We start from the raw sequence: 23,497 nt of genomic DNA on the forward strand, positions 1-23,497 counted from the left end.
AGCCCCGACGCCGCTGAAGCTACAGCGCCGACAGCAGGGCGTGCACGTGCGGCAGGGGATCGCGCCCCAGCGGCCGGACGACCACCGTCCGCGCGCCCGCCGCCCACATGCTCCTGACCTGGTCCGCCGCCTGCTCGGGGGTGCCGGCCGCCATGACGACGTCGTGCGGCGACACGCCCAGGAACGCCGCCTGGTCCCGGACCACGGGATGGGCGAGCCGGTCCGCCTCCTCGCCGATGTGCAGGAAGGTGAAGACGCCCAGCTCGTGGTCGTCGCCCCCGGCGATCCGCTCGACGATGCCGGGCAGCTGCGCCGGGCCGACGCCCTCCGGCACGATCGTGCCCTGCGCGACGCGCCCCGACAGCGCCAGCGAGCGCGGCCCCTTCACGCCCGCCAGGACGGGCGGCGGCACGGCCGGCGGATGCACCAGCGACACGCCGTCGAGGTGCACCGCCTTGCCGTGCAGGGTGACCGTCTCGCCGCGCAGCAGGGCGCGTACGGCCGTGATCGTCTCCTCCAGCAGGGCGAGCGGCGACGGCACGGCGGCGCCCGCCTGGCGCATCCACTCCTGCACGCCGTGCCCGATGCCCGCGGCCAGCCGGCCGGGATGCATCCGGGCCAGGTTACCGATCTCCATCGCCAGCAACATCGGGTTGCGCAGCGGCGCGGGGGTGATGCCGATGCCGACGCGCAGCCGGGACGTGACGGCCAGCGCGGTGGCCGCCGCGGAGACGCCGCCGGTCCAGCCCAGGTCCTCCACCACCCACAGGTCGTCCACGGCGGTCTCGTCGAGCGCCCGGGCGAACGGGATCAGCTCCTCGGGCGGCAGGTCCCGGTCGAACATCACGCCAAGTCTCACGAAGCCCTCCAGTAGTAGCGGAACAGCCGGCCGACCTCCGAGTATCCGGCACGCAGGAAGGCGTTGGCGGTAGGCGTGTTGCCCACGTCGGTCCCGGCGACGATGCGCCGGACGCCGGCCTCGGCCAGCGTGCGCGTGCCGTGCGCGAGCAGGTCGTCGACGTAGCCGTGGCCGCGGTGCTCGGGCACCACGCCGATGTAGGCGATGGAGTGGTCGTCGGGCGCGACCAGGCCGACGGGCGTGCCGCCGAGGTGGCCGACGACGAACCAGTCGGGCTTGGCCTTGCGGTTGACCAGGTCGTCGTACATCCAGCGGGCCTCTTGCGCGGCGCCCGCGGTGGCCAGCTCGACCTGGGTGTCGTGGTCGAGTGAGCCCTCGGAGATGCGCATGAGCAGGGCGAGCACCTCGTCCGGGTGCAGGTCGCGGGCCGGCCGGTACGTCAGCCGGCCCGGATCCGGCGGCACGTCGGCGCCGGCCGTCCAGGCGAGCGTCAGCCGTTCGACCTCCATGACGAACCTGGCCTCGGTCAGCGCCTCGTGCTCCACCGCGCGGTCCACGACCGGGGTCAGGCCGGGCGGGAGCGAGATGTCGTGCATGATCTTCCCCAGGCCCGTCTCGCGCAGGCCGCGGCGCAGCAGCGCGGCCGCCGCAGCGGGGTCGGGGCCGGGCTCGAACTGCCAGACGATCACCGGGTCCGCGCCCGCGAAGGGGGCCCAGAACGCCAGGCGCGCCCGCCCTTCCGCGAAACACCACTCCGGCCGGGTCCTGCCCTCGGCGAAGGCCGTGGCGAGCTGGGAGCGGGCAGGCTCGGGGAACTCATCGAACAACGTGCGGGCCTCCGGACGTGAGAGGGATCTTCCCGCGAGCCTACGAGCCGACGGCTCCGGGAGGATGTGCCCTCAATGACATCACGTCCATGATCCGGGCCGAACGCCGTCAGGCGGCCGGATCGAGGGCGGCACGGGCCTCGCCGAGCGAGGCGCTGGTCTCGAAGTGCCGGTCGAGATTGGTGATCGTCAGCAGGTGGCGGATCATGCCCGGCCCGAGGACGAGGATCATGCGTCCTCTCATGTTCTGGACGTGGCTGAGCGTCTCCACCAGCACGCCGAGGCCCACCGAGTCGCAGAAGGGCACCTCGGTCAGGTCCATCACCAGATTGAACGGATCAGCCGCCGCCAGCGCCTGATCGAGTTCGGCGCGAAGCCGAGGAGCGCCCGCCACGTCGAGATCGCCGACGACGTGCAGGACGGTACAGGGGTCCTCCCGCCATGACTTGACCACCATGACAATCACGTGCCCTGGCTTTACCTAGTTATGCCTATTTCTTGCATATGTTCTCCATGGCGGTCTTGGTGGTCGGCGTGGCGCTCGGCTTGCTCGCCGGGGTGTCGGGCTGCTTGAGTTTCTTGATCTTCGGCTGGTCGCTGCCGGCGATCACCTCGACGCCCTCGACGTCGGCCTGCCGCAGCTCCGCGCCCGGGATGACGGACGCCACCAGGCGGGCGGCCGCCTCCTGGCCGGCGGCGTAACGGACGAGGGTCTGCTTGTGGTCCTTCTTGCCGGTGTTGCCCGGCTCGCCGGGCACCTTGAACCCGGAGGCCACCAGCGCCGACTTGGTACGCGCCCCCAGCCCCGTGATGAGCGTGCCGTTCATGACCTTGACCGTGACGCTCTCCGGCGGGACCACGGTCTTGACCGGCGACGGCGTGGCCGTCTTGGTCGGCACGGGCTTGGCGAGGTCCTGGTCGGCGTCGATGCGGCGGAACATGTCGCGGGCCGCCGGCCGGTCCCACAACACCGCCGACTCGCCGGTCGGGGCCTTGAAGTCGACGTTCGCGAGCGGCACGTCGGCGAAGCGGACGTCCTCCAGCGAGACGTCGCGCAGCTGGGTGGCCAGCCCGATCAGCCCGTCGTCTGGGTCGACCTTCACCGTGCTCAGCGTGGAGTTGACGAACGCGGCGAGCTTGGCCGGGTTGGCCAGCGTGTCGGCGCTCAGCGCCCGGTTGAGCAGCGCGGAGATGACCTGCTGCTGCCGGTCGATGCGGTCGAGGTCGGAGCGGGCGGTGGCGCGGGTGCGGGCGTAGCCGAGCGCCTGGGCGCCCTGGAGCTGGTGGGTGCCGGCGAGCAGGTTGAGGCCCGTCTTGGGGTCGTTGATCGGGATGGGCGTGCAGACGGTGACGCCGCCGAGCGAGTCGACCACGTCGATGAAGCCGAGGATGTTCACCTCGATGTAGCGGTTGATCTCCAGCCCGGTGGCGGCCTTGACGGTCTGCATGGTGAGCTTCGGCCCGCCGAACTGGTAGGCCGAGTTGATCTTGTGGTCGCCCTTGCCGGGGATCGTCGTCCAGGTGTCGCGCGGCAGGCTCACGACGGTGACGCGCTGGTGGTCCTCCGACAGGTGGATGACCATCATCGTGTCGGTGCGCTGGCCGGACTCGCGGCCCAGCTTGAGCTGGTTCTGCTGCTGCCGGGTCAGGTCGTCGCGCTTGTCGACGCCGACCAGCAGGATGTTCTCGGCCCCCTGGGACTTGGGGGCGGTCACGCCCGCGTCGACCGTGCCGATCTGGCGCGGGGTCGCCCACACCACGCCGGTGGTGACCAGGATGCCCGTGGACAGCAGGCCGGCGACGATCACGTTGCGGCGGCGGGCCTTGGCGCTCCGCACGGGCCTGCGTGGACGGGTGGCAGGAGTGAGCTTGACGCCGCCGTAGGCGTCGCCGCCCACCAGCACGCCGCCGTCCTCCTCGCCCGCTTCGCGCATGCCCTCCTCCTCGGATCCGCCGGGGACACCGGGGCTTTCGATTGCCCTTCTCCCCTGGTCGTACAGTAGCGTGAGCCCCGCCATGAAGCAGTTCCCCGACTCGCCGCACGCGCCCGCGGAGACGCGCGGCTGGCCCCCCATCTCCGTCGTCATGCCGGTCCTCAACGAGGAGCGGCACCTTCGCGAGGCCGTCGACCAGGTCCTCGCCCAGAGCTACCCCGGTGAGATCGAGGTCGTCCTCGCCGTGGGTCCGTCCCAAGACCGCACCCAGGAGGTCGCCGACGCCATCGCGGCGGCCGACCGCCGGGTGACCGTGGTGCCCAACCCGACCGGTCGCACGCCCAACGCGCTCAACGCCGCCATCGCCGCCGCACGCAACGGCATCATCGCCAGGGTCGACGGGCACGCCATGCTGCCCTCCGACTACCTGCGCGTCGCCGTCGAGACGCTGGCCGAGACCGGCGCCGACAACGTGGGCGGCGTCATGGCGGCCGAGGGCGTCACACCGTTCGAGCAGGCCGTGGCCTGTGCCATGACCTCCAAGATCGGCGTCGGCGCCGCAGCCTTCCACGTGGGCGGCACCGCGGGCCCGGCCGACACCGTCTACCTCGGCGTGTTCCGCCGCTCGGCGCTCGACCGGGTCGGCGGCTACGACGAGCACTTCCAGCGGGCTCAAGACTGGGAGATGAACCACCGCATCCGCCAGACCGGCGGGCTGGTCTGGTTCCAGCCGCGGATGCGGGTCACCTACCGTCCGCGGCCCAACGTCAAGGCGCTGGCCAAGCAGTACTTCCACTACGGCCGCTGGCGGCGCGTGGTCGCGCGCACCCACGAGGGCACGATCAACCTGCGTTACCTGGCCCCGCCCGCCGCGGTGCTGGCCATGGCGCTGGGGCTGGTGCTGTCGCCGTTCTTCCCGCTCGCGCTCGTCGTCCCCGGCGGCTACGCGCTGGCCATCGTGGCCGGCTCGGCGGTCACCGGCAGCGGGCTCCCGGGCGCGGTCAAGCTGCGGCTGCCCCTCGTCTACGCAGCCATGCACGTCTCGTGGGGCTGGGGCTTCCTCACCAGCCCGCGAAGACTGTCCAGGCCGCCACACTGATCACGAGCCCGCGAAGACCCGCTCGACGGCCGCGTCGAAGCGGGTCAGCGCGTCCGGGTACTCCGGCCCGAGCAGGTAGCTCCTGAGCTTGATCCTGGCTCGGGCCAGGGTGTCCTCACCGTCCAGGAAACCGGCGAGGGCCGCGAGGTCCTCGCCGAGGAGCACCCCCGCCTCGGTGCTGGGGTAGCGCTCGTGGAAGTCGCGCTCGGTCAGCCCGGCGACGTTCGTCACGGCGTACGGCTTCTCGCTGGCCAGGAAGTCGGCCACGACGCTGGAGATGTCGCTGATCAGCAGGTCGCACTCGTTGAAGCAGTCGTACAGGTGCGGACTCTCGCCGGTGACGATCAGGTGCCTGATCTCCGGCGCCCCGCCGGGGCTCGACGGATGCCTGGCCTTCGACTTCGCCAGCTCGGCCGCCTCGATCATCGACACGATCCTGCGGTGCGCCCGCGCGGCGCTCTTGTCGCGGTGGCCGGTCAGCGGGTGCGGCTTGTAGATGATCCGCAGCTGCGGGTCGTGGTCCAGCAGGGCGCGCACGATGCGCGGGCCCATGGTGATCAGCGACGTGTGGAACAGGTCGTCGTTCCAGCCCTCCCAGGTGGGGGCGTAGAGCACGGTCCGGTACGGCAGCCCGGGGCCCTCGGTCGAGATGCCCTCGAGCTGCGGGCGGCCGACCTCGTGGATGCTCTCGTCCCGGACGCCCACGCGGGCGCGCCGGTAGCGGTCCCGACCGGCCGGCCCGGCCACCCACACCTCGTCGTACACCCGCGAGAACGGGTTGAACGACGCCTCCTTGTCGCTGTCGCCGTGGTTGAGGAACACGCTGCGCAGGGTCGGGATGCGCAGCATGTGGACGTTGCGGCCGACGTTGGAGACGTACAGGCAGAGCTTGGCGCTGAACAGGGCGCGGAAGCTCATCAGGTCGGCCGAGGACGGGATGCACACCATCGGCAGCGTCGTCGACTCCAGGTGCCTGGCCATGCCGCGCTCGCGCAGCACGACGATGGCCCGCCTGCCGATGCGTTCCAGGGTGGGCAGCCACATCCTGGCCTGGTAGGCGGCGGCCGTCGCGCCCGAGAAGTACAGGATGACCTCCGGGTCGTAGGCCCTGACCTGCTCGCCCACGACCTCCAGCACCCTCGCCCGGTCACCGAGCGGCCGGGTGCGGCGCACGTACGGGAGGAGCGCCAGCACGCCCGCCACGCCGAGCAGCAGCGCCACGCCCGCGCCGGCCGCCCCGGCCGCCGCGCCGAACGTCGCGCCGAGCACCGGCAGGGCGTCGAGCCCGAGGAAGCGCACGCCGCGGTGGCCGCCCAGGAACGGGGGCGGCATCTTGGGGATGCGCAGCGCGGACACGTCGAGGTTGCGGGTGGTCACCGGCATGCTGCTCAGCGTCTGCCGCAGGCGGATGGCCAGGCCCGAGTGCGCGGCCCGCGCGCCGTGCAGCGCGAACAGCCCGGCGGCCAGCGCCACGAACCACGGCGAGTCGGCTCCCGACACCCGCGCCACCAGCAGCAGCGCGGCCGTCTCCCTGGCCGCGAACCGCAGCGTGGTCCCGAGGTGCATCCGGCTGAGCAGCTCGGTCAGCCCGCCGTCCAGGCGTCCCGCGGCGAACTCGACGGCGTAGGAGACCACGGCGACCAGCCCGAACAGCAACGGCGCCGGCCACAGCGCCGACGCCAGCAGGACGGGGTAGCAGCCGAGCAGCGCGCCGATCGCCAGCAGTCTTCTCATGCGACCGCACGGTAACAACCCGCAGGTCAAGGGCCTTCCACGCGAACGTCTACGACATGCCCGGACACGTCAGGAGATGGACCCCCTGATCGCGAAGAGCTGCTCGGCGATCCGCAGGTCGTCCGGATGGGTGACCTTGATGTTGCGCTCGCTGCCGGGGACCAGGTGGATGGGCACCTCGGGCAGGTAGCGCAGCACCACGCCGCAGTCGTCGGTGGCCGGGCGCTCGGCGAAGCCCGGATCGGCCAGGGCCCGCTCGTAAGCCTCGCGGATCACCGAGAGCCGGAAGCACTGCGGCGTCTGGCTGCGGCGCAGCCGCGAGCGGTCGAGGACCTCGCCGATCACCTCGCCGTCCGGGCCGGGCACGGCGACCAGGACCGTGTCGGAGCTCGGGATCGCCACGTTGACGGCCCGGTGGGTACGCAGCGCCGCCACGCACTCGGTGATGATCCGCGGCTCCAGAAGGGGCCGTACGGCGTCGTGCAGCAGCACGTCGCACTCCTGTGTGCCCAGCGCCCGCAACGCCCGCCACGTGCTCTCCGTACGGCTCCGGCCGCCCTCCACGATCTGGGTGACCTTGCGGTGGCCGCCGTTCGCCACGATCTCCTTCACCCGGTCGGTGTAGCCGGGCGTCATCAGCACCACGATCTCGTCGATCTCCGGCGCCTGCTCGAACACCGCGATCGAGTGCTCCAGGATCGTCCGCCCGGCTACTTCGATGAGTTGTTTGGGTATCTCATGTCCGACCCGCTGCCCCACGCCTCCCGCGAGGAGCACTCCGACCGACCGCCGCGCTGCATCCATGTCGGCAGCGTAACGGTCCTGTTCCGTGATATCGCGCGCCCCTGTCGCTACGCTGTGTCCACGCACTCCCTACCGGGAGGAGACCTGCGCTTTGCCCGACTCACTCACCCGCAAGGGCACGACCACCTCGGTGGTGCTGCTCGCCACGACCCCGGCGTGCCGGCTCTCCTGCGCCGACGGCACGCTCCTCGACCGGCTGAGCGACCAGTTCGCCGCGCTTCCCGTCCGTGACGTCCAGGTGGTGACCCCCGGTGGCGGGCTCGGGGCCGACCTGCGCGGGGTGGCCAAGATCGCCCGGGTCTCCTCGGGCGCGATCGTGGTGCTCCCCGCCGACCTCGTCGCCCACACCGAGGCGCTCGCGCTGCTGCTCGAACATCCCGCGCGCGACACCGGGGCGCTGGTCTCCCACGACGACGCCGCCGCCCCGATGCGGCCGCCCGTACGCGTCGAGTCCGGCCGGGTGGTCGCCGCCGGCAGCTCGTTCCACACCGTCCCGGAGGCCAACGCCACCTTCAGGGGCGTGCTCCAGACCGGCGAGGCCGACCTGGCGTCCCTGGCCGACATCGCCGAGGAGCTGGCCGAGCTGGCCGACCTGGGCAGGCTCGGCCCGGTCACCCCCGTGGAGGCGGTCGACCTGCTGCTGGTGGGCCTGGTCAGAGCCGGCGTACGGGTGCGCGCCGCCTCGATCGGCCCGCTGCACGCCGACCGCGTGACCGGCCAGCACGCCGCCGACAGCGCCCTGACCAGGCTCGCCGAGGTCGACGAGGCCAGGGTCCGGCTCGACACCTCGGTCAAGGAGGACGACGGCTTCTTCGCCACGTTCTTCGTCTCGACCTGGTCGCGCCACCTGATCAGGCCGGCCGTCCGCCTCAAGCTCACCCCCAACGCCGTCACCGGCGTCTCGATCGGCCTGGCCGCGCTGGCCGCCGTCTGGTTCTCGGCCGGCACCCAGGCCGGGCGGGCGGCCGGGGGCGCGCTGTTCCTGATGTCGTTCGCGCTCGACTGCCTCGACGGGCAGCTCGCCCGCTACACCCGCACGTTCTCCCCGCTCGGCGCCTGGGCCGACGGCATGGCCGACCGGCTGAAGGAGTACCTGGTCTACGTCGGGCTCGCCTTCGGCTACGGCGGGACCGCGATCTGGTACCTGGCCGCCGCCGCGATGATCACGCAGGTCGTCCGCCACTCCATCGACTACTCCTACGCCGGGGCGTTGGCCGACGCGGGCCGCGTCGGCGCGCTGTGGGCCAGGCCCGCCCGGTCGCTGCTGGAGCCGGCCGACGCGCGGCACGCCCACGGGATGCTCGGGCTCGCCCAGCGGCTGGAGCGCGACTCGCTCGCCCGCTGGCTCAGGAAGATCGTCGTGCTGCCCATCGGCGAGCGGACGGTGCTGATCGCCGTCACCGCCGCCGTGTGGGACGCCAGGGTGACGTTCGTGGCCCTGCTCTGCTGGGGCGGGGTCGCCGCCCTCTACCAGCTCGCCGGGCGCGTCGCGAGGTCGGCGCGGTGAGGGCCGCCGGGGCGGATGTGCCGAGGGCGGCGGTTCGCCGGATCGGGAGGTGGGCAGCGTGATCTCCGTGCACATGACCCCCGTGCCAGAGAGCAAGGTCGTCGCCTACCGCGACGACGGGCCGCTCTCGCGCGCGATGGGCCTGCTCGTGGCCGGGCAGCTCCCGCCGCTGCCGCCGGTGATCGCCGGCACGTTCGTCACCGGCGTGCTGCTGCTGATCGGCGTGGCCGGGTCCGACGGGCTCGCGGTGTTCGCGCCCGCCGTGACGCTGCTGCTGGCCGGGCCGGGCAGCACCCACCCGCACGACGGCCGCTTCGACTGGCTCGTGCCGCCGATCCTGCGGCTCATCGAGTACAGCTTCGTCGCCGCCTGCGGCTTCGCCCACGGGCTGCCGCCGGTGCTGACCTTCCTGCTGCTCGGCGCGCTCGCCTTCCACCACTACGACCTGGTCTACCGGCTGCGCCAGCGCGTCTACCCGCCGGCCTGGCTCTCGACGCTCGGCCTCGGCTGGGACGGCCGGATGATGGCGGTCTCGCTGGCCGCCCTGGCCGGCTGGATGACCGCCGGGTACGTGCTGCTGACCCTCTACCTGTGGGCGCTGTTCGGCTGGGAGAGTGTCACGTGCTGGCTGGCCGCGCCCCGATCGGGCGCCGAGGCGAGCGAGATGGGAACGCAAGACTAACGCCGGATTACCCGCGAAGGGGCCAAAGGCAACTAACCTTTGGGCACACGTAGTCATGCTCGACCGAGGAGTGCACGTTGCTGGGAATGGTTCTGGCCGCCGGGGCCGGACGACGCCTGCGGCCGTACACCGACACGCTGCCCAAGGCGCTCGTGCCGGTTGACGGCGAAACCACGATCATGGACATCTCGCTGCGCAACCTCGCCGAGGTGGACCTGCGGGAGGTCGTGGTCGTCGTCGGTTACGCGGCGCAGGCCGTGCACGACCGCAAGGAGGAGCTGGAGAGGCGCCACGGCGTCAAGCTCACCCTCGTGCACAACGACAAGGCCGAGGAGTGGAACAACGCCTACTCCCTGTGGTGCGCCCGCGACTACTTCGCCCAGGGCGTGCTGCTGGTCAACGGCGACACCGTCCACCCCGTCTCGGTCGAGAAGACGCTGCTGGCCGCCCCCGAGACGAGCGACGTCCTGCTCGCGGTCGACAACGTCAAGAAGCTGGCCGACGAAGAGATGAAGGTGACCCTCTCCCCGGAGGGCTCGCTGCGCCGCATCACCAAGCTGATGGACCCGGCCGAGGCGTACGGCGAGTACATCGGCGCCACGCTCATCAGGCCCGGCGCGGCCGAGCGGCTGGCCGACGCGCTCAGGACGACGTTCGAGCGCGACCCCCAGCTCTACTACGAGGACGGTTACCAGGAGATGGTCGAGCGCGGCGAGGCGATCCACGTCGCGCCCATCGGCGAGGTCGACTGGGTCGAGGTGGACAACCACGACGACCTGGCCAAGGCTCGCACCATAGCCGTTCGCTACTAGAGGGAGCGCGCATGCCGCTTCTAGCGAGGATGCTGCCGGCGCCCCTGACCATGGAGGTCAGGCGTGGCGCCGTCGCCGAGCTCGGCGCCCTGCTGGCCGACAGCCGCGTGGCCACCTCCGGCCGGGTGGCCGTGGCCGTCGGGCCCGGCCAGGGCGACCACATCGAGCGCCTGATCGCCCCCACCCTCGACGAGGCGGAGGTGTTCAGGGTCAGCGACGGGTCGGTCGAGGCGGCCGTCTCACTCGGCGCCGACCTGCGCAAGGGCGCCTACGAGGTCGTCGTCGGGGTCGGCGGCGGCAAGACGATCGACGCGACGAAGTACGCCGCCTCCCTCGCGGGCATCCCCATGGTGGCCGTGGCCACCAACCTCTCCCACGACGGCATCTGCTCGCCCACCGCCTCCCTCGTCTACGAGGGGGGCAAGGGCACGTTCGGCGTGCCGATGCCGCTGGCCATCCTGGTCGACCTCGACTTCGTGCACAACGCGCCCAAGTCGCTGGTCAGGGCCGGCATCGGCGACGTCGTCAGCAACCTGTCGGCGATCGAGGACTGGCAGCTCGGCAGCGTCGAGCGCGGCGAGCCCATCGACGGCCTGGCCTGCTCGATGTCCCGCACCGCCGCCGAGGCGCTGGTCGGCCGGAGCGACGGCATCGAGTCCGACGCGTTCCTGACCGTCCTGGCCGAGTCGCTCATCCTGTCCGGCATGTCGATGGTCGTCGCCGGGTCGTCGCGGCCCGCGAGCGGTGGAGATCATGAGATCCTTCATGCCGTGGATCAGCTTTTCCCCGGCACCTCCAACCACGGCGAGCTCGCCGGCATAGGTGCCGCCTTCTGCTTCTTCCTGCGGGAGGACGCCGCCAGGGTGGCCCAGGTCGTCGACTGCCTGCGCCGGCACGAGCTCCCGGTCGTGCCCGCCGACATCGGGCTGACCGGCGAGCAGTTCGCCGAGGTCGTCGCGCTGGCGCCGTCGACCCGTCCCGGCCGTTACACGATCCTGGAGCACCTGCGCATGCAGGACTCCGAGATCCGCGATCGGGTGGGGGACTATGTCCGGGCCTTCGGTAGCTGAGCTGCGGCGGGTCGCCCAGCCCGAGGGCCATCTCGACCGCAGGAACGGCGAGCACTGGGCAGGCGTGCTCTACATGCGCCGGCTGTCCATCTACGTCACGTGGCTGACGAGCAAGACGTCGATCACGCCCAACCAGCTCACCTGGGTGATGACGGTCGTCGGGGTCGCGGCGGGCTTCGTGCTGGCCCTGCCGGGGCTGTGGGCGGCCGTGCTGGCCGCCCTGCTCGTCCAGGCCTACCTGCTGCTCGACTGCTCCGACGGCGAGCTGGCCCGCTGGACGGGCAAGACGTCGCTGGCCGGGGTCTACCTCGACCGCGTCGGGGCCTACTTCACCGAGGCCGCCGTGCTGGCCGGGCTCGGCTGGCGGGCCTCGGCCGTCCTGCCCGACTGGTACACCGTGCTCGGCTTCGCCGCCGCGCTCGGCGCCATCCTCATCAAGGCCGAGACCGACCTGGTGGAGGTGGCGCGGGCCAAGGGCGGGCTGGGCGCGTCCTCCGAGGCGTCGGCGGTGCAGTTCCGTTCGGGGCTGCTCGGTCTGGGCAGGAGGGTGCTGGCGGCGACGAAGTTCCATCGGATCATGCAGCCGATCGAGCTGTCACTGCTCGCGGTGGCGGCCGCGGTGATCGACCTGGCGACCGGCACGCTCGGGGCCTCCCGCGTGCTCATCGTGGCCTGCGCGATCGCCGCCGCGCTGCAGACCGTGCTCCATCTGATCAGCATTATGGCGTCGAGGCGGCTTGGGTGATCTCATGTCGGAACCGGAGGAGCTTCCCGTCCGTCGTATTGATCGGACGTTCGCCGTTCGGTGGGGGTTCACCATCGGTTCCGATACGCTTAGCTCCACCATTGTCAACAAGATGCAGACCAGCAGACTCGGTGATCATGAAAGAATGCTCCGCTCGTGTCCTCAACGCGTCAGGACGATGACCCGTTGAAGATTTCGTGCGTCATCCTCACCATGGGCAACCGGGTCGCGGAGCTGAACCGGGCCGTCGAGTCCGCGCTCAACCAGGTCGACGGCGACGTCGAAGTGGTGATCGTGGGCAACGGCGCCGACGTGCCCCAGGTGTCGGCCACGCCACCCGAGGGCTCGGCCGCGGTCGTGAAGACGATCCGGCTCGACAACAACACCGGCATTCCCGCCGGCCGTAACCGCGGCGTCGAGGAGTGCTCCGGCGACGTCGTGCTGTTCCTCGACGACGACGGCTGGTACGCCAACCAGAAGGTCGTCGCCCACGTGCGCGACCGGTTCGCCACCGAGCCCGACCTCGCGGTGATCTCCTTCCGGGTGATGGACCCCGAGGGCGGCGTCGGCCAGCGGCGGCACGTGCCCCGGCTGCGCGCGGGCGACCCGCAGCGCTCCTCGCCGGTCACCACGTTCCTCGGCGGCGCCTCGGCCGTGCGGCGTTCGGCCTTCCTCCAGGTCGGCGGCCTGCCGGAGCGGTTCTTCTACGCACACGAGGAGACCGACCTGGCCTGGCGCCTGCTGGGCGAGGGCTACCGGATCGAGTACGACGCCGAGACCGTCATGTACCACCCGCAGGTCCCGCCGACCCGCCACGCGCAGTTCTACCAGCTCAACGCCCGTAACCGGGTGTGGCTGGCGCGGCGCAACCTGCCCTGGCCGCTGGCGTTCCTCTACCTGACCAACTGGGTGGTGCTCACCCTGATCCGCGAGCGCCGTTCGGGGGTCGCGATCAAGGCGTGGTTCTCCGGCTTCTTCGAGGGGCTGCGCACGCCGGCGGGCGAGCGCCGTCCCATGGCCTGGCGCACCGCCTGGCGCATGGTCAAGCTCGGCCGCCCGCCGATCGTCTAGACCGCCTCCGCCTCGCCGAAGGTCATCGAGGCATGGGAGACGGTCGAGGCGAACAGCGCCCGCTTGGGCAGCCCCAGCTCGCTGAGCTCCTTGGCGATGGGGTGGTTGCCCAGGCGGATCAGCGCGCCGCCCGGCCGCACGCGCGTGCCCCTGGCCCGTACGGACCAGGGGATGCGCCGCGTGACGCCCTCCAGATGGGTGAAGGCGTCGAGCGGCGCCATGGCGGCCGGCGCCGGCACGCCGGGCCTGATCAGCAGGTCGAGCACGAGCCTGCCGTCCTTGCGCAGCACACACCGCTTGTACGGCGACCCGAGCCGCAGCTCGATGTCGGCCAGTTCCTTGGGGAAGCCCCAGATCGTCCGCCCCGCCTCCAGCGTGAACCGCTGGTCGACGGGCAGCCAGTGGACGAAGACGCCCGCGCCGCGCAGGTCACCGAGCCCGACCGAGCCGGCCGTCCCCGGCCGCCGGATCAGGAAGGCCATCCCGAACTCGTGGTAGGTGTCGAGGTCGCCCTCGCGGTAGTCGACGAACAGCAGCACGCACACGGCCTTGCCGGGGAACACCTCGGCCACGTCGAGGCCGGAATAGGCGATCACCGCCCGCGCCGCGTCGGCCCGCACCGCGTAGAAGGCGCTGCAGACCTCCGCGTCCTCCACTCGCACAGGCATGCCCACCGTCCGGCCCTGGATCAGATGCGATGCCATGGGTCCAGTACATCAACCCGGAAGCCCGCTGGCCATTCCTACACCGCCAGCGCGTGTTCGGGCAGGCCCGCCCACGACTCGGCCAGCTTGACGAAGTCCGCCGCCCGGTCGGGCCAGTGGTGGCGCAGCCGGGCCTCGGCGTGCCCGACCGCTCCCAGGTCGGCCCGCCGCACGGGGTCCTCCTTGAGGTCCAGGACGGCGTCCAGCAGCGCGTCCACGTCCCGGGGCACCACCAGGCCGCAGCCGACGGCCCGCACCAGCGGGGCGGCCTGCGGGGTGGCGATCACCGGCAGGCCGCGGCCCATGTAGTCGAGGATCTTCGTGGGCGGCCCGGTCACGGTGTCGGCGGCCAGGGACAGCCCGGCCAGCGCGCCCTCGGACATGCGCAGGGCGTGCCGGTTCGGCACGTACCCGAACCAGTCGAGCAGGCCGACACGCTGGGCGTCGCGCAGCAGCGGGCGCACGTCGCGGTCGGCGGCGCCGATGAGGTCCATCCGGATGCCGTGCGGCGCCAGGCGCTCGGCCAGGGCGATCAGCTCGGCCACGCCGCGCTCGGCCGACAGGCGGCCGATGTGCACGACCCTGGTGTCGCCGGGAGGGGGCGGGCTGGGCGACACCAGGGTCGCTTCGGGCACCTCCGCGGAGGTGATCACATGGTGCCGTCTATCCGCGCGGGCCCGCCGCCTGGGCGAGACGTCCTCGCGGACGTCCCAGACGACCGGAGGGCGCCGGTGGGGCAGCGCGCGCAGCAGCCGGTGGTCGTGCACGATCAGCAGGTCGGCGCCCCGCACGCCGCGCCTGAGCGCCGCGCGGGCCTTCCCGTACGGGGCCTGCCGGGCGACGTCGACGGCGGTGAGCCCGACGGCCGGGGTGACGTTGTAATAGGTGAACGGCGCGACGTAGGTCACCTCGTGGCCCGCGTCGAGCAGCGCCCTGATCTGCCGGTGCATGATCCGGGCGTCCTCGGGATGATGGACGGTGGTGGCGACACATGCGCGCATGCGTCGATGCTCCGCGCCTACCAGGTCAAGGGCGTTAACTCAGGTGGAAGGGCCGCTTAACTTCCAGAGGGGCGGCGATAGAGCCAGGTCAGGCGTGGTTCGAGCACCCACTTGAAGACCGTGCGCGTCTCCGGCAGGCACAACACGATCGCCAGGGCGAACGAGCTGCACGCGATGGCGAGCACGCCGAGCGGCCCGTGCAGCCACGGCAGCGCCAGCCAGCCCTGGTCTTTGGCGATCAGGACGGGGATGCCGTGGAGCAGGTAGCAGTAGAGCGTGCGGGTGCCGAGGTCGGAGTACCAGGTCTCGCCGCGCGGCACCAGCGCCAGCACCGCGAAGGACATCGCCAGGGCGCACACCAGCAGCCCGACCTTGAGCAGCAGGCCCATCCACCAGGACAGGTCCATGTCCTGGAAGCTGTTCTTGAAGTAGAACGGCGCGAGCGGCGCCTTGGGCGCGATGACGATGGCCACGGCCGCCGCGCAGAGCAGCGTGACCCCCGAGACGATCTTGATCCACAGCTTGTCGAGCATCTCGAAGTGCTCGGGCTGCATCACCAGGCCGATCACGAAGAACGGCAGCAGGCCGAAGAAGCGGTCCATGCTGAAGTCGCCCGCGATCTGCGAGAACCCGGCGAACATGTAGATCGCGATGGCCACCGGGACCGGATGCTTCATCCGCTTCCACACCGGTGTGGACAACCGCCAGAACAGCAGCGCCAGCAGGTACCAGTTGAGCCACGCCGGATCGATGATCGTGAGGCTCCACTTCTGGCCGAGCCCGGAGCGGACGGCGGCGTAGCCGATCTCCACGATCACGTACGGCACGACGAACGTGTCGACGAGCTTGTTCGTCTTCGCGTTGGAGTTCCAGAAGTTCCTGGACAGATAGCCACTGATCAGCACGAACAGCGGCATGTGGAACATGTAGATGTAGATGTAGAGCGCTCTGGAGGAATGGGCCGAGAGCGTGGGCACCAGCGAGTGGCCCAGCGGCACGAGCGCGATCAGGATGAACTTGACGTTGTCGAGGTAGGGGTCGCGCCTGCGCTTGGGCGGCTCGGGCTCCTCGGCGGGCTCCTGCTGCTCCTCGGGGCGCTCGGCCGTCGCGATGCCGTGGGGGTCGGTCTGGTTGCCCCAGACGGACTCCTGGGGCAGGGGCCAGCGAGCTCCAGTGTTCGCCGGCCCGCCTTCCTCGACGGGGCCGTCAGGGCTCCGCGGGGTCGTGACCGGTGGGGAGAACTTTGTGTCAGACACTGGGGAGCTCAGCTTCGCTAGGGGCCGGGGTGCACGACGCAACTCTGACATTTCATACTTACAACCGCCTTAACAGCGGCCATGTCGCGCTGCGTCGCCGACCCGCAAACATTATCCCGATCTAGTGGTCCCTGTCTCACGAGAGGTCCGGTTCCACAGGGAACTTGGAGCCTCAGGTGCACACGTTCTTCTGGTCGGCGGCGGTGATGGTGCTGTTGTTCACGCTGTCAGGAAGCTTGGTCACCTTGACCGACTTGAAGTCGGAGCCGACGACGAGCTGGATCACCGGGGCGCCCTTGCCGCCCGCGCCGGCGGCCGTGCCGGTCGTGCCGGAGGTGTAGGGCTGGGGGTTGGTCGCGGTGACCTTGCCCGCCGCGGGAGCCGGCTTGGGCAGCACCGCGCCGGACAGCACGGCCGCGTAGTCGGCGCCGGTGGCGGCGCCCTTGGCGTAGTGGATCTCGCTGGAGGGCAGGCTCGCGCCGTCGGCGGCCTGGTAGTTGCCCACGCCGACCACGTTGAAGCCCTGCTTGGCCAGCTCGTCGGCCACCAGGCGGGCCTTGCCCGGCGTGGTGGTGCCGTTGAGCACCTGGACCTTCACCTGCTCGGGCTTCGGCGTGACCTTGGGCTTGGTGGTCGCGCTGGCGCTCGGCGAGGGGCTCGCGACCTCGGTGTCGCTGATGATCGAGGCCCACAGCGCCGAGGCGTCGGGCTCCTTCCAGATCACCCGGTTGGTGTCTTGAGGGTCGGGCAGCCACGGGATCGTGGTGAGCTGCACGCCGCCCGCGGTCAGCTCCTTGGCGCTGGTGGCGATGTCGATGAGCTGCTGGGTGTCGTTGGCCAGCTCGGGGTCCATGGTGACCGAGCCCGCCGCCGCTTTGATGAAGCCGGTCAGTTTGCCGATGTCGGTGAGCAGCTCGCTGCTCGTGGCCTTGGCGATGACCTTGCTCAGGAAGATCTGCTGGCGCTTGATGCGCTGGATGTCGCTGCCGTCGCCGTAGTGGCGCAGGCGTACGTAACCGAGCGCCTTCTCGCCGTTGAGCAGGCTCTTGCCGGGAGGCAGGACGAGATGGGACGCCCTGTCGTTGACGCCGGACTTGAGGCAGATCTCGATGCCGCCGAGGGCGTCGACGATGTTCTTGAAGCCGCTGAAGTCGACCTCGACGAAGTGGTTGATGCGGATCTGGGTGAGCGTCTCGATCGTGGAGATCGTGCAGGCGATGCCGCCGGAGTTGTACGCCGAGTTGATCATGTCCCGGCGGGGCGGCATCTCGGCCTTGGTGGTCTCGTTCTTGCACTTCGGGATCTGCACCATCGAGTCGCGCGGGAAGCTGATCAGGCGCGCCTTGTCCCGGTTGGGGGAGATGTGCATGACGATGATCGTGTCGGTGCGCTTGCCGCCGGCGTCGGCCGTCCTGGCGAGCTGCTGGCCGTATTTGGAGTTGCCCTTGCCCGCGCGGGTGTCGGAGCCGACGAGCAGCACGTTGAGCGCGCCCGTGTCGCGCGGACGCGGGTTGATGATGTCCTCTTTGACGCTCTTCTGGGTGATGTTGCCGAAGGCGTCGCGGTAGACGGTGTAACCGGTCAGCGCGCCGGCCACCATGACCGTGGTGGCGGCGATGCTGACCCAGGCCAGCACCCGCATCTTGCCCTGACCGCCGCCGCCGTCGCCGCGGTGGCCGCGCGTGGGCCGGTCGTCGGGCGGGGGAGGCGGGGAGCCCGCGGCCCTTCGCGCCATCCGGCTGCCCGGAGCGCTGGGGGCGACCCTGGCGTCCTGGACGGACGCGCTCCTGTAGTCACTCATACGCCCCCTAGCCTCGTTCCTTGCGCCAACGCGCCGGCTTGGTCGCTCCGCGCCACGAGATTAGGTCACGTACGGCGTGCCCGGTGCCATGACCGCCGGAAACGACCGTGACCCGGGCGTGATGTTTCCGCGGCACAGCATACTCAGAGCCGGACATTTCGTGGAATATCATTGCCAAAGTCTTTCCCGCTTTCTGACCGTCTCCGCAGGTCAGGCCGGACACTCAGGGCCCCCGCGAGGCAGGCCAGAGGCACGGCCGGGAGCACGTACCGGTAGTCGAACTCGGCCACGGCGGGCGGTGTGACGAGCAACACAACGGCTGCCGCCCAGGGCACCAGCCACGCCGGCGGACCGGCGTGCCGCAGGCCCCGCGCCCGGCGCACGGCGGCCGCGACGGGCGGCGCGAGCAGGAGCGCCAGCAGCACCGGGCCGGGCAGGCGCACCACGCTCTGGTAGCCCCGCAGCCATCCGGCGTAGGGCTCGACGATCTCCGTACCGATCGCACCCTGCTCGTAGAGCTTGGCATAGTCGGCGCCGACCTGCGCGGGATAGCGGCCAGGTGGTCCGGGCGGGGTCACCGGGAACTCGTAGTAGGCGTAGATCTCCGCGTCGGGGTAGACCGGCCGCCCCCACGCGAACGTGCGGGCCAGCTCGGCCAGCACCGAGCCCGCGTAGTCGAGCGGCTGGCTGGTGACGGCGAGGGTCGCGAACCTGGAGGCCAGGTCGTCGTTCGCCGTCGAGAACGTGATCCCCGGCAGCTTCACCAGCGGGGAGTCCTTGCTCCAGATGTACTCCTGCGACGGCGGACGCAGCTCCGGCGGACGGGGGTCGCACAGCACCCGCAGGTCGGCCGGCGGGTTCATCCTGGCGCAGTCGGCGAAGGACATCGTGCGGGCGTAGAGGAAGACGCCGTTCGCGCCCACCAGGCCGACGCGGTGGTAGGTGGCGTAGAACCAGCCGCCGTAGGCGATGACCGGGACCAGCGCGGCGGCGAGCAGCACCCCGGCCAGGCCCACGCGCCTGCGCAGCACGAACCACGCGGCCAGGACGACGATCAGCGGCTGGCCGACGGTCCTGGTCAGGGTGGCGGCGGCCAGCAGCAGGCCGACGGCGGCGACGGTGGCGCGCTTCTCGGTCAGGCTCAGCGTCACGGCGGCCACGACCAGGAACAGGAACAGCGTGTCGGAGACCAGCAGGTGCTCCAGCTCGATCTGGTACGCGTCGAGCAGCACCGGCACGGCCGCGAGCGTGCGCGCCCAGCGCGGGGCCCGGCGCGCGGCCACGTAGACGAGAACGCCGGTGGCCAGGCCGAGCAGGTGTTGCGCGGCGGTGACCGCCCAGAAGCCGTGGAAGGGCTCCAGGAGCTTCATGAACATCGAGTAGCCCGCCGGGCGCACCAGGTCGGGGCGCGGCCGGAAGACGGTGACGACGTAGGTGTAGGAGTCGGGGAACCACAGGGCCGGGCGGTAGCCGAGCATGGCGAGCGCGCGCAGGGCCGCGCCGACCGCCAGGACCCCGGCGAACCAGCCGTGCCGCCGCCACCACCCGGGCTCCCGGACGCGCGCGAACCACTTGGGCTTCTGGACGCGGGCGGGGGTCCCCGCGCGCGGCTCCGGATTCACCCGCTGGTCATCCCGCTCCTCCTGCACCTCGCGTACGCTACCCGCGTTTCCGCGGACGCCGTGACCGCGGTGTTGGATACGCTCGCTCACCGATGGAACGTGATCGATCGGGCCGCCTCCTGGCCGCGTTGTCGGTGTCGCCCGCGCTCGCCCTGGCCGGCTGGCTGCTCGTGGGCCTGCCGCTGCTGCTGGCCGGCCGGTTCGCGCCGCTGCCCGCGCTGCTGCTCGGAGTGCCCGCGGCGGCGCTGCTGTGCTGGGCGGGCACGCGCGGCGTCCTGCGCGGGAGGCGGGGCGCGGGCCAGGGCGTCCAGGCCACGCCCTGGCAGGTGGCCGGGGTCGTGGCGGTGGCCGCCGGGTCGGGTGTGTTCAACGTCGTCATGCATTCCGAGCAGCTGCTCGTCCGGCGCGACCCGGCGACCTACGCCCAGTACGCCGCCTGGATCGCCGGGCACGGCTCGTTGCCGATCCCGGATCAGGCGGCGGCGTTCGGCGGCCACCACCCATCCCTGTACTTCGACAGCGTCGGCACGTACCCGGTGGACGGCGGGGTGGTGCCGCAGTTCATGCCGGGGCCGCCGTTGGTGTTCGCGATCGGCGACTGGCTGGGGGCGCCGTTCGCGGTGCCGGCCGTGCTGGGGGCGCTGGCCGTGCTGACGGTGGCCGGGGTGGCGGCGCGGCTGGCCGGTGGCCGGTGGGCGGTGCTCGCGGCGGCGGCGTTCGCGGTGAGCCTGCCGATCCTCTACACCTCGCGCACGACGTTCAGCGAGATCCCGTCGCTGATCCTGCTGTTCGGCGGGCTGGCGCTGGCCCAGGACGCGATCGAGGCCGAGCGGCCCGGCTGGCGGCAGGGGCTGCCGGCCGGGCTGGTCCTGGGGCTGGCGGTGCTGGTCAGGGTCGACGGGCTGCGCGACGTGCTGCCGGTGCTGGCGTACGCGGGGCTGCTGGTCGCGATGCGGCGCTCGGGCCGGCCGCAGGGCGCTGTGGGGGTGCCGCTGCTGGCGGGGCTGGTGGCGGGGGCGGGGCTCGGGCTGCTGGCGGCGTACGTGCTGGCCCGGCCGTATCTGGAGTATCTGTCCGGGTCTGTTCGGCCGCTGCTGCTCATCTGCGCGGTGGTGCTGGTGCTCACGCCGGTCGGCGTGGCCGCCGCGCCCGCGCTGGCCGGGATCCGGCCGCCGCGGTGGTTGCCGACGGCGGGGGCCGTGCTGGTCGTGCTGGTGATGGCCGGTCTGTACGCCCGCCCCTGGTTCCAGACCGTGACCAGGAAGGCCGCGAACGTCGACGACGCCCGCACGGCCGAGTTCATCGCCCAGATCCAGCAGGCGAACGGCCTGCCCGTCCAGGCGGACCGGCTCTACTTCGAGCTCTCGCTCCACTGGGTGACCTGGTACATCGGCATCCCGGCCGTCGTCCTGGCCACGCTCGCGGCGGCCGTGCTGCTGCGCAGGCTGCTGCGCGACGGCCGGCCGTTCGTCTGGCTGCTGCCGCTGGCGGTGATCGGCTGGACGACGGTCACCACGCTGCTGCGGCCCGAGATCACCCCCGACCAGCCGTGGGCCTCCCGGCGGCTGGTCCCGGTCGTGATCCCGGGCCTGATCGTGCTGGCGGTGTGGGGCCTCGGCTGGCTGCGCGAGCGGTCGTGGCCGCGGGAGCCGGTCCGGCGGTGGGCGACGGTCGCGGGGGTGCTGCTGGTGCTCGCGCCGCCGGTGGTGACCTCGATCGGCACCGCGTTCACGCCGGTCGAGCGGGGGGAGGCGGCGGCGGTCCGGTCGATGTGCGCGGCGCTCCCGGCCGAGGCGTCGGTGCTCTTCGTCGAGCGGGTGACCGGCGACCGTTTCACCCAGCTCGTCCGCGGGATGTGCGGACGTCCGGCGGCGCAGGTGGCGCGGCCCCCAGGGCGTGACCTGGCGGCGGAGCCGGAGGTCCGGGCCGCCGTCGAGAGGGTCAGGGCGGCCGGCCGGGTGCCGGTCGTGCTGGCCGCCGACCCCGGTCAGGTGGCGCCCTACGGAACGCCGCGCCAGATCATGGCCCTGGCGACGCGCCAGGACGAACGCTCGCTCGTCGACCCGCCCAATGGCACCTGGTCGTTGCGGGTGAACGTATGGATGGCGGTGGGTTGACCCCGGTCCGGGAAGATCGCGATAGTTCTGGACATGTCTGACACCGACGAGCTGTCGTTCGGCGACGACCGGGAGCCCTGGTTACGGCCCTGGATCAGAGCCCACCAGAGGACGGCGGCGATGATCGTGGCGGCCGTCCTGCTGGTGGCGGCGCTCGGCGGGGGCGGCTGGGCCCTGCACCTGCGCTCGCTCCAGGCCTCACCTCCGCCGGAAGGCGCGCTGCCCGTCGTGGACGGTTTCACCGTCACGCTGTGCACCGAGGGCACCCAGGGCTGCCCGCGCGGCACCGCCGAGCGGGTGCTGGCGCTGGTCCGGCGGATCCCCGAGGCGGTCGCGCCCACGCTGGTGCCCGCCGACGAGATCGAGCGGCGCTGGGCCCAGACGGCGGTCGTCACCGAGGGCCTGACGGGGCTCCGCGCCGGGGGCTGGGTCCCACAGATCGAGGGCGGGGTGCGCGGCCCGGCCGACTACGACGCCGTCCGGCGCGGGCTGGCCGGGGAGAAGGGCGTCCTGCTCCTGCCTCGGATGCCCGACTTCTGGCAGGGCAAGGCCGACCTGACCGTCGTGATGTGCGGTCAGTGGCAGGAGGACGCCGCTTGCCGGACGGTGGCCTCCGAGGCGCAGCGCGACGCCGTCGTGGCCCGGCTGCGCGAGCTGGACGGCGTGGCCGAGGTGTTCCTCCAGGACAAGCCGTTCGGGCTGCGGCTGGCCCGGCTCTATCGGGGCGACGCGCGGCCTCTCACGCTCGCCGAGATCCCCGAGGTGCTGTACGTGCGGTTCGACGACCCCGCCAGGGCCAGGGCCGTCGGTCAGGAGATGCTCAGGATGCCCGGCGTAGGATGGTCACAGCTGATCAAGCGAGTGTAAAGCCCGTCGATGTGGACTCGGCTTCCAGCGGGGCAGAGTACCCTCGACCCCCGTGAGCACGCTTGAGACCCCCAAGAGTGGACCTGCCGTGGAAGAAGCGCCGTACGTCACGATCGTCCTGCCCTGCTACAACGAGCAGGACCACGTCATCGACGAGGTCGAGCGCATCACGCGGGCGATGGACTCCAGCGGCTACACCTACGAGCTGGTCGCCGTCGACGACTGCTCGACCGACCAGACCCTGGCCCGGCTCGAAGAGGCCGCGCCCGAATACCCCCACCTGCGCATCCGCGCCTTCCACCGCAACGGCGGCTCGGGCACCGTGCGCCGCATCGGCACGCAGGAGGCCAGGGGCGAGATCGTCGTCTGGACCGACGCCGACATGACCTACCCCAACGAGCGCATCCCCGAGCTGGTCCAGATCCTGGAGAAGGACCAGACGGTCGACCAGGTCGTCGGCGCGCGCACCAGCGAGGAGGGGTCGCACAAGATCCTGCGGGTGCCTGCCAAGTGGGTGATCCGCAAGGTGGCCGAGAAGCTCGCCGGCCAGAAGATCCCCGACCTCAACTCGGGGCTGCGCGCGTTCCGCAAGTCGGTGGCCCGCCCCTATCTGCGGCTGCTGCCGCCCGGGTTCTCCTGCGTCACGACGATCACGCTGTCGTTCCTGTCCAACCAGCACGACGTCTACTACCTGCCGATCGAGTACGCCAAGCGGGCCGGCAAGTCGAAGTTCAGCTTCGTCTCCGACGCCTACCGCTACATCCTGCAGGTGCTGCGGATGATCATGTACTTCAACCCGCTCAAGGTGCTCATGCCGCCCGCGCTCTGGCTGGTGGCGATCGGGTTCGTGAAGGGCGTCTGGGACATGGTCCGGCAGCCGTTCTACTTCCCGGCCAACACGGTCATGATCTTCCTGTCGGGCCTGCTGATCGGCTCGGTGGCGCTGCTGGCCGACCTGATCGTGCGGTCGCGGGGGGAATAGCGC

Annotated in this window: 21 protein-coding genes; 10 read left to right on the top strand and 11 right to left on the bottom strand. The window is 71.5% G+C overall.

Annotated features, from left to right (window positions below; genetic code table 11):
• Window positions 1-19: 19 nt before the first annotated feature.
• The 4 genes from ABZ459_RS14045 to ABZ459_RS14060 form a co-directional block, all read right to left on the bottom strand.
• A complete protein-coding gene (locus ABZ459_RS14045; RefSeq protein WP_357970137.1) occupies window positions 20-859 on the bottom strand; it encodes an LLM class flavin-dependent oxidoreductase in 840 nt (279 codons plus the stop codon).
• Window positions 856-1,686 (bottom strand): GNAT family N-acetyltransferase, encoded by an 831-nt coding sequence (locus ABZ459_RS14050; protein ID WP_357970139.1) that lies wholly within the window; start codon window positions 1,684-1,686, stop codon window positions 856-858. The genes ABZ459_RS14045 and ABZ459_RS14050 overlap by 4 nt, the downstream gene beginning before the upstream one ends.
• 109 nt (window positions 1,687-1,795) lie before the next feature.
• Window positions 1,796-2,143 carry an STAS domain-containing protein gene (locus tag ABZ459_RS14055; RefSeq protein WP_357970142.1) on the bottom strand — a complete coding sequence of 116 codons (348 nt, stop codon included), beginning with the start codon at window positions 2,141-2,143 and terminating at the stop codon, window positions 1,796-1,798.
• Window positions 2,144-2,177: 34 nt separating this feature from the next.
• Complete coding sequence (locus ABZ459_RS14060) at window positions 2,178-3,620, bottom strand: LCP family protein (protein WP_357970144.1); 1,443 nt, start codon at window positions 3,618-3,620, stop codon at window positions 2,178-2,180.
• A gap of 82 nt (window positions 3,621-3,702) precedes the next feature.
• Between ABZ459_RS14060 and ABZ459_RS14065 the strand changes: the two genes are divergently transcribed.
• Entirely contained in the window at window positions 3,703-4,719 is a 1,017-nt protein-coding gene (locus ABZ459_RS14065; RefSeq protein ID WP_357970147.1) for a glycosyltransferase family 2 protein, read from the top strand.
• On the opposite strand, the gene ABZ459_RS14070 is transcribed toward ABZ459_RS14065, so the two are convergent.
• Both ABZ459_RS14070 and ABZ459_RS14075 read right to left on the bottom strand, forming a co-directional pair.
• A complete protein-coding gene (locus ABZ459_RS14070; protein ID WP_357970149.1) occupies window positions 4,720-6,453 on the bottom strand; it encodes a CDP-glycerol glycerophosphotransferase family protein in 1,734 nt (577 codons plus the stop codon).
• Window positions 6,454-6,522: 69 nt separating this feature from the next.
• On the bottom strand, window positions 6,523-7,257 hold the full coding sequence (locus ABZ459_RS14075; protein WP_357970151.1) for an IspD/TarI family cytidylyltransferase: 735 nt from the start codon (window positions 7,255-7,257) through the stop codon (window positions 6,523-6,525).
• Window positions 7,258-7,348: 91 nt separating this feature from the next.
• On the opposite strand from ABZ459_RS14075, the gene ABZ459_RS14080 reads away from it, so the two are divergent.
• The 6 genes from ABZ459_RS14080 (at window position 7,349) to ABZ459_RS14105 (ending at window position 13,144) form a co-directional block, all read left to right on the top strand.
• A complete protein-coding gene (locus ABZ459_RS14080; protein WP_357970154.1) occupies window positions 7,349-8,764 on the top strand; it encodes a CDP-alcohol phosphatidyltransferase family protein in 1,416 nt (471 codons plus the stop codon).
• Window positions 8,765-8,822: 58 nt separating this feature from the next.
• Window positions 8,823-9,446 (top strand): DUF5941 domain-containing protein, encoded by a 624-nt coding sequence (locus ABZ459_RS14085; protein WP_357970156.1) that lies wholly within the window; start codon window positions 8,823-8,825, stop codon window positions 9,444-9,446.
• 77 nt (window positions 9,447-9,523) lie between these two features.
• Entirely contained in the window at window positions 9,524-10,258 is a 735-nt protein-coding gene (locus ABZ459_RS14090) for a phosphocholine cytidylyltransferase family protein (protein WP_357970159.1), read from the top strand.
• A gap of 29 nt (window positions 10,259-10,287) precedes the next feature.
• Window positions 10,288-11,328 (top strand): iron-containing alcohol dehydrogenase family protein, encoded by a 1,041-nt coding sequence (locus ABZ459_RS14095; RefSeq protein WP_357970668.1) that lies wholly within the window; start codon window positions 10,288-10,290, stop codon window positions 11,326-11,328.
• Window positions 11,306-12,073, top strand: a complete 768-nt coding sequence (locus tag ABZ459_RS14100) for a CDP-alcohol phosphatidyltransferase family protein (protein ID WP_357970161.1) — start codon at window positions 11,306-11,308, stop codon at window positions 12,071-12,073. The genes ABZ459_RS14095 and ABZ459_RS14100 overlap by 23 nt, the downstream gene beginning before the upstream one ends.
• A 186-nt stretch (window positions 12,074-12,259) precedes the next feature.
• Window positions 12,260-13,144, top strand: coding sequence for a glycosyltransferase (locus tag ABZ459_RS14105; RefSeq protein ID WP_357970163.1), 885 nt, complete (start codon window positions 12,260-12,262; stop codon window positions 13,142-13,144).
• Here the strand turns inward: ABZ459_RS14105 and ABZ459_RS14110 are convergent.
• From ABZ459_RS14110 to ABZ459_RS14130, 5 genes are all read right to left on the bottom strand, one after another.
• The gene (locus tag ABZ459_RS14110) at window positions 13,141-13,848 is read right to left on the bottom strand and encodes an acetoacetate decarboxylase family protein (RefSeq protein WP_357970166.1); all 708 of its coding nucleotides are present in this window, start codon (window positions 13,846-13,848) and stop codon (window positions 13,141-13,143) included. The genes ABZ459_RS14105 and ABZ459_RS14110 overlap by 4 nt on opposite strands.
• A gap of 38 nt (window positions 13,849-13,886) precedes the next feature.
• Complete coding sequence (locus ABZ459_RS14115) at window positions 13,887-14,849, bottom strand: glycosyltransferase (protein ID WP_357970168.1); 963 nt, start codon at window positions 14,847-14,849, stop codon at window positions 13,887-13,889.
• A gap of 56 nt (window positions 14,850-14,905) precedes the next feature.
• Window positions 14,906-16,105, bottom strand: a complete 1,200-nt coding sequence (locus ABZ459_RS14120) for an acyltransferase family protein (RefSeq protein ID WP_357970171.1) — start codon at window positions 16,103-16,105, stop codon at window positions 14,906-14,908.
• A 172-nt stretch (window positions 16,106-16,277) separates the two neighbouring features.
• Window positions 16,278-17,906 carry an LCP family protein gene (locus ABZ459_RS14125; protein ID WP_357970174.1) on the bottom strand — a complete coding sequence of 543 codons (1,629 nt, stop codon included), beginning with the start codon at window positions 17,904-17,906 and terminating at the stop codon, window positions 16,278-16,280.
• 143 nt (window positions 17,907-18,049) lie between these two features.
• A complete protein-coding gene (locus tag ABZ459_RS14130; protein ID WP_357970177.1) occupies window positions 18,050-19,555 on the bottom strand; it encodes a hypothetical protein in 1,506 nt (501 codons plus the stop codon).
• 65 nt (window positions 19,556-19,620) lie between these two features.
• On the opposite strand from ABZ459_RS14130, the gene ABZ459_RS14135 reads away from it, so the two are divergent.
• Genes ABZ459_RS14135 through ABZ459_RS14145 form a run of 3 tightly spaced genes read left to right on the top strand, consistent with a single transcriptional unit; the run spans window position 19,621 to window position 23,494 of the window.
• Window positions 19,621-21,645, top strand: a complete 2,025-nt coding sequence (locus ABZ459_RS14135; protein ID WP_357970180.1) for a glycosyltransferase family 39 protein — start codon at window positions 19,621-19,623, stop codon at window positions 21,643-21,645.
• A 33-nt stretch (window positions 21,646-21,678) separates the two neighbouring features.
• Window positions 21,679-22,512, top strand: coding sequence for a hypothetical protein (locus tag ABZ459_RS14140; protein WP_357970183.1), 834 nt, complete (start codon window positions 21,679-21,681; stop codon window positions 22,510-22,512).
• 52 nt (window positions 22,513-22,564) lie between these two features.
• Window positions 22,565-23,494: a glycosyltransferase family 2 protein gene (locus tag ABZ459_RS14145; RefSeq protein ID WP_357970185.1), complete on the top strand. Its 930-nt coding sequence runs from the start codon at window positions 22,565-22,567 to the stop codon at window positions 23,492-23,494.
• Window positions 23,495-23,497 lie beyond the last annotated feature (3 nt).

It is taken from the genome of Nonomuraea sp. NPDC005692 (genome assembly GCF_040631115.1).
GTDB lineage: Bacteria > Actinomycetota > Actinomycetes > Streptosporangiales > Streptosporangiaceae > Nonomuraea.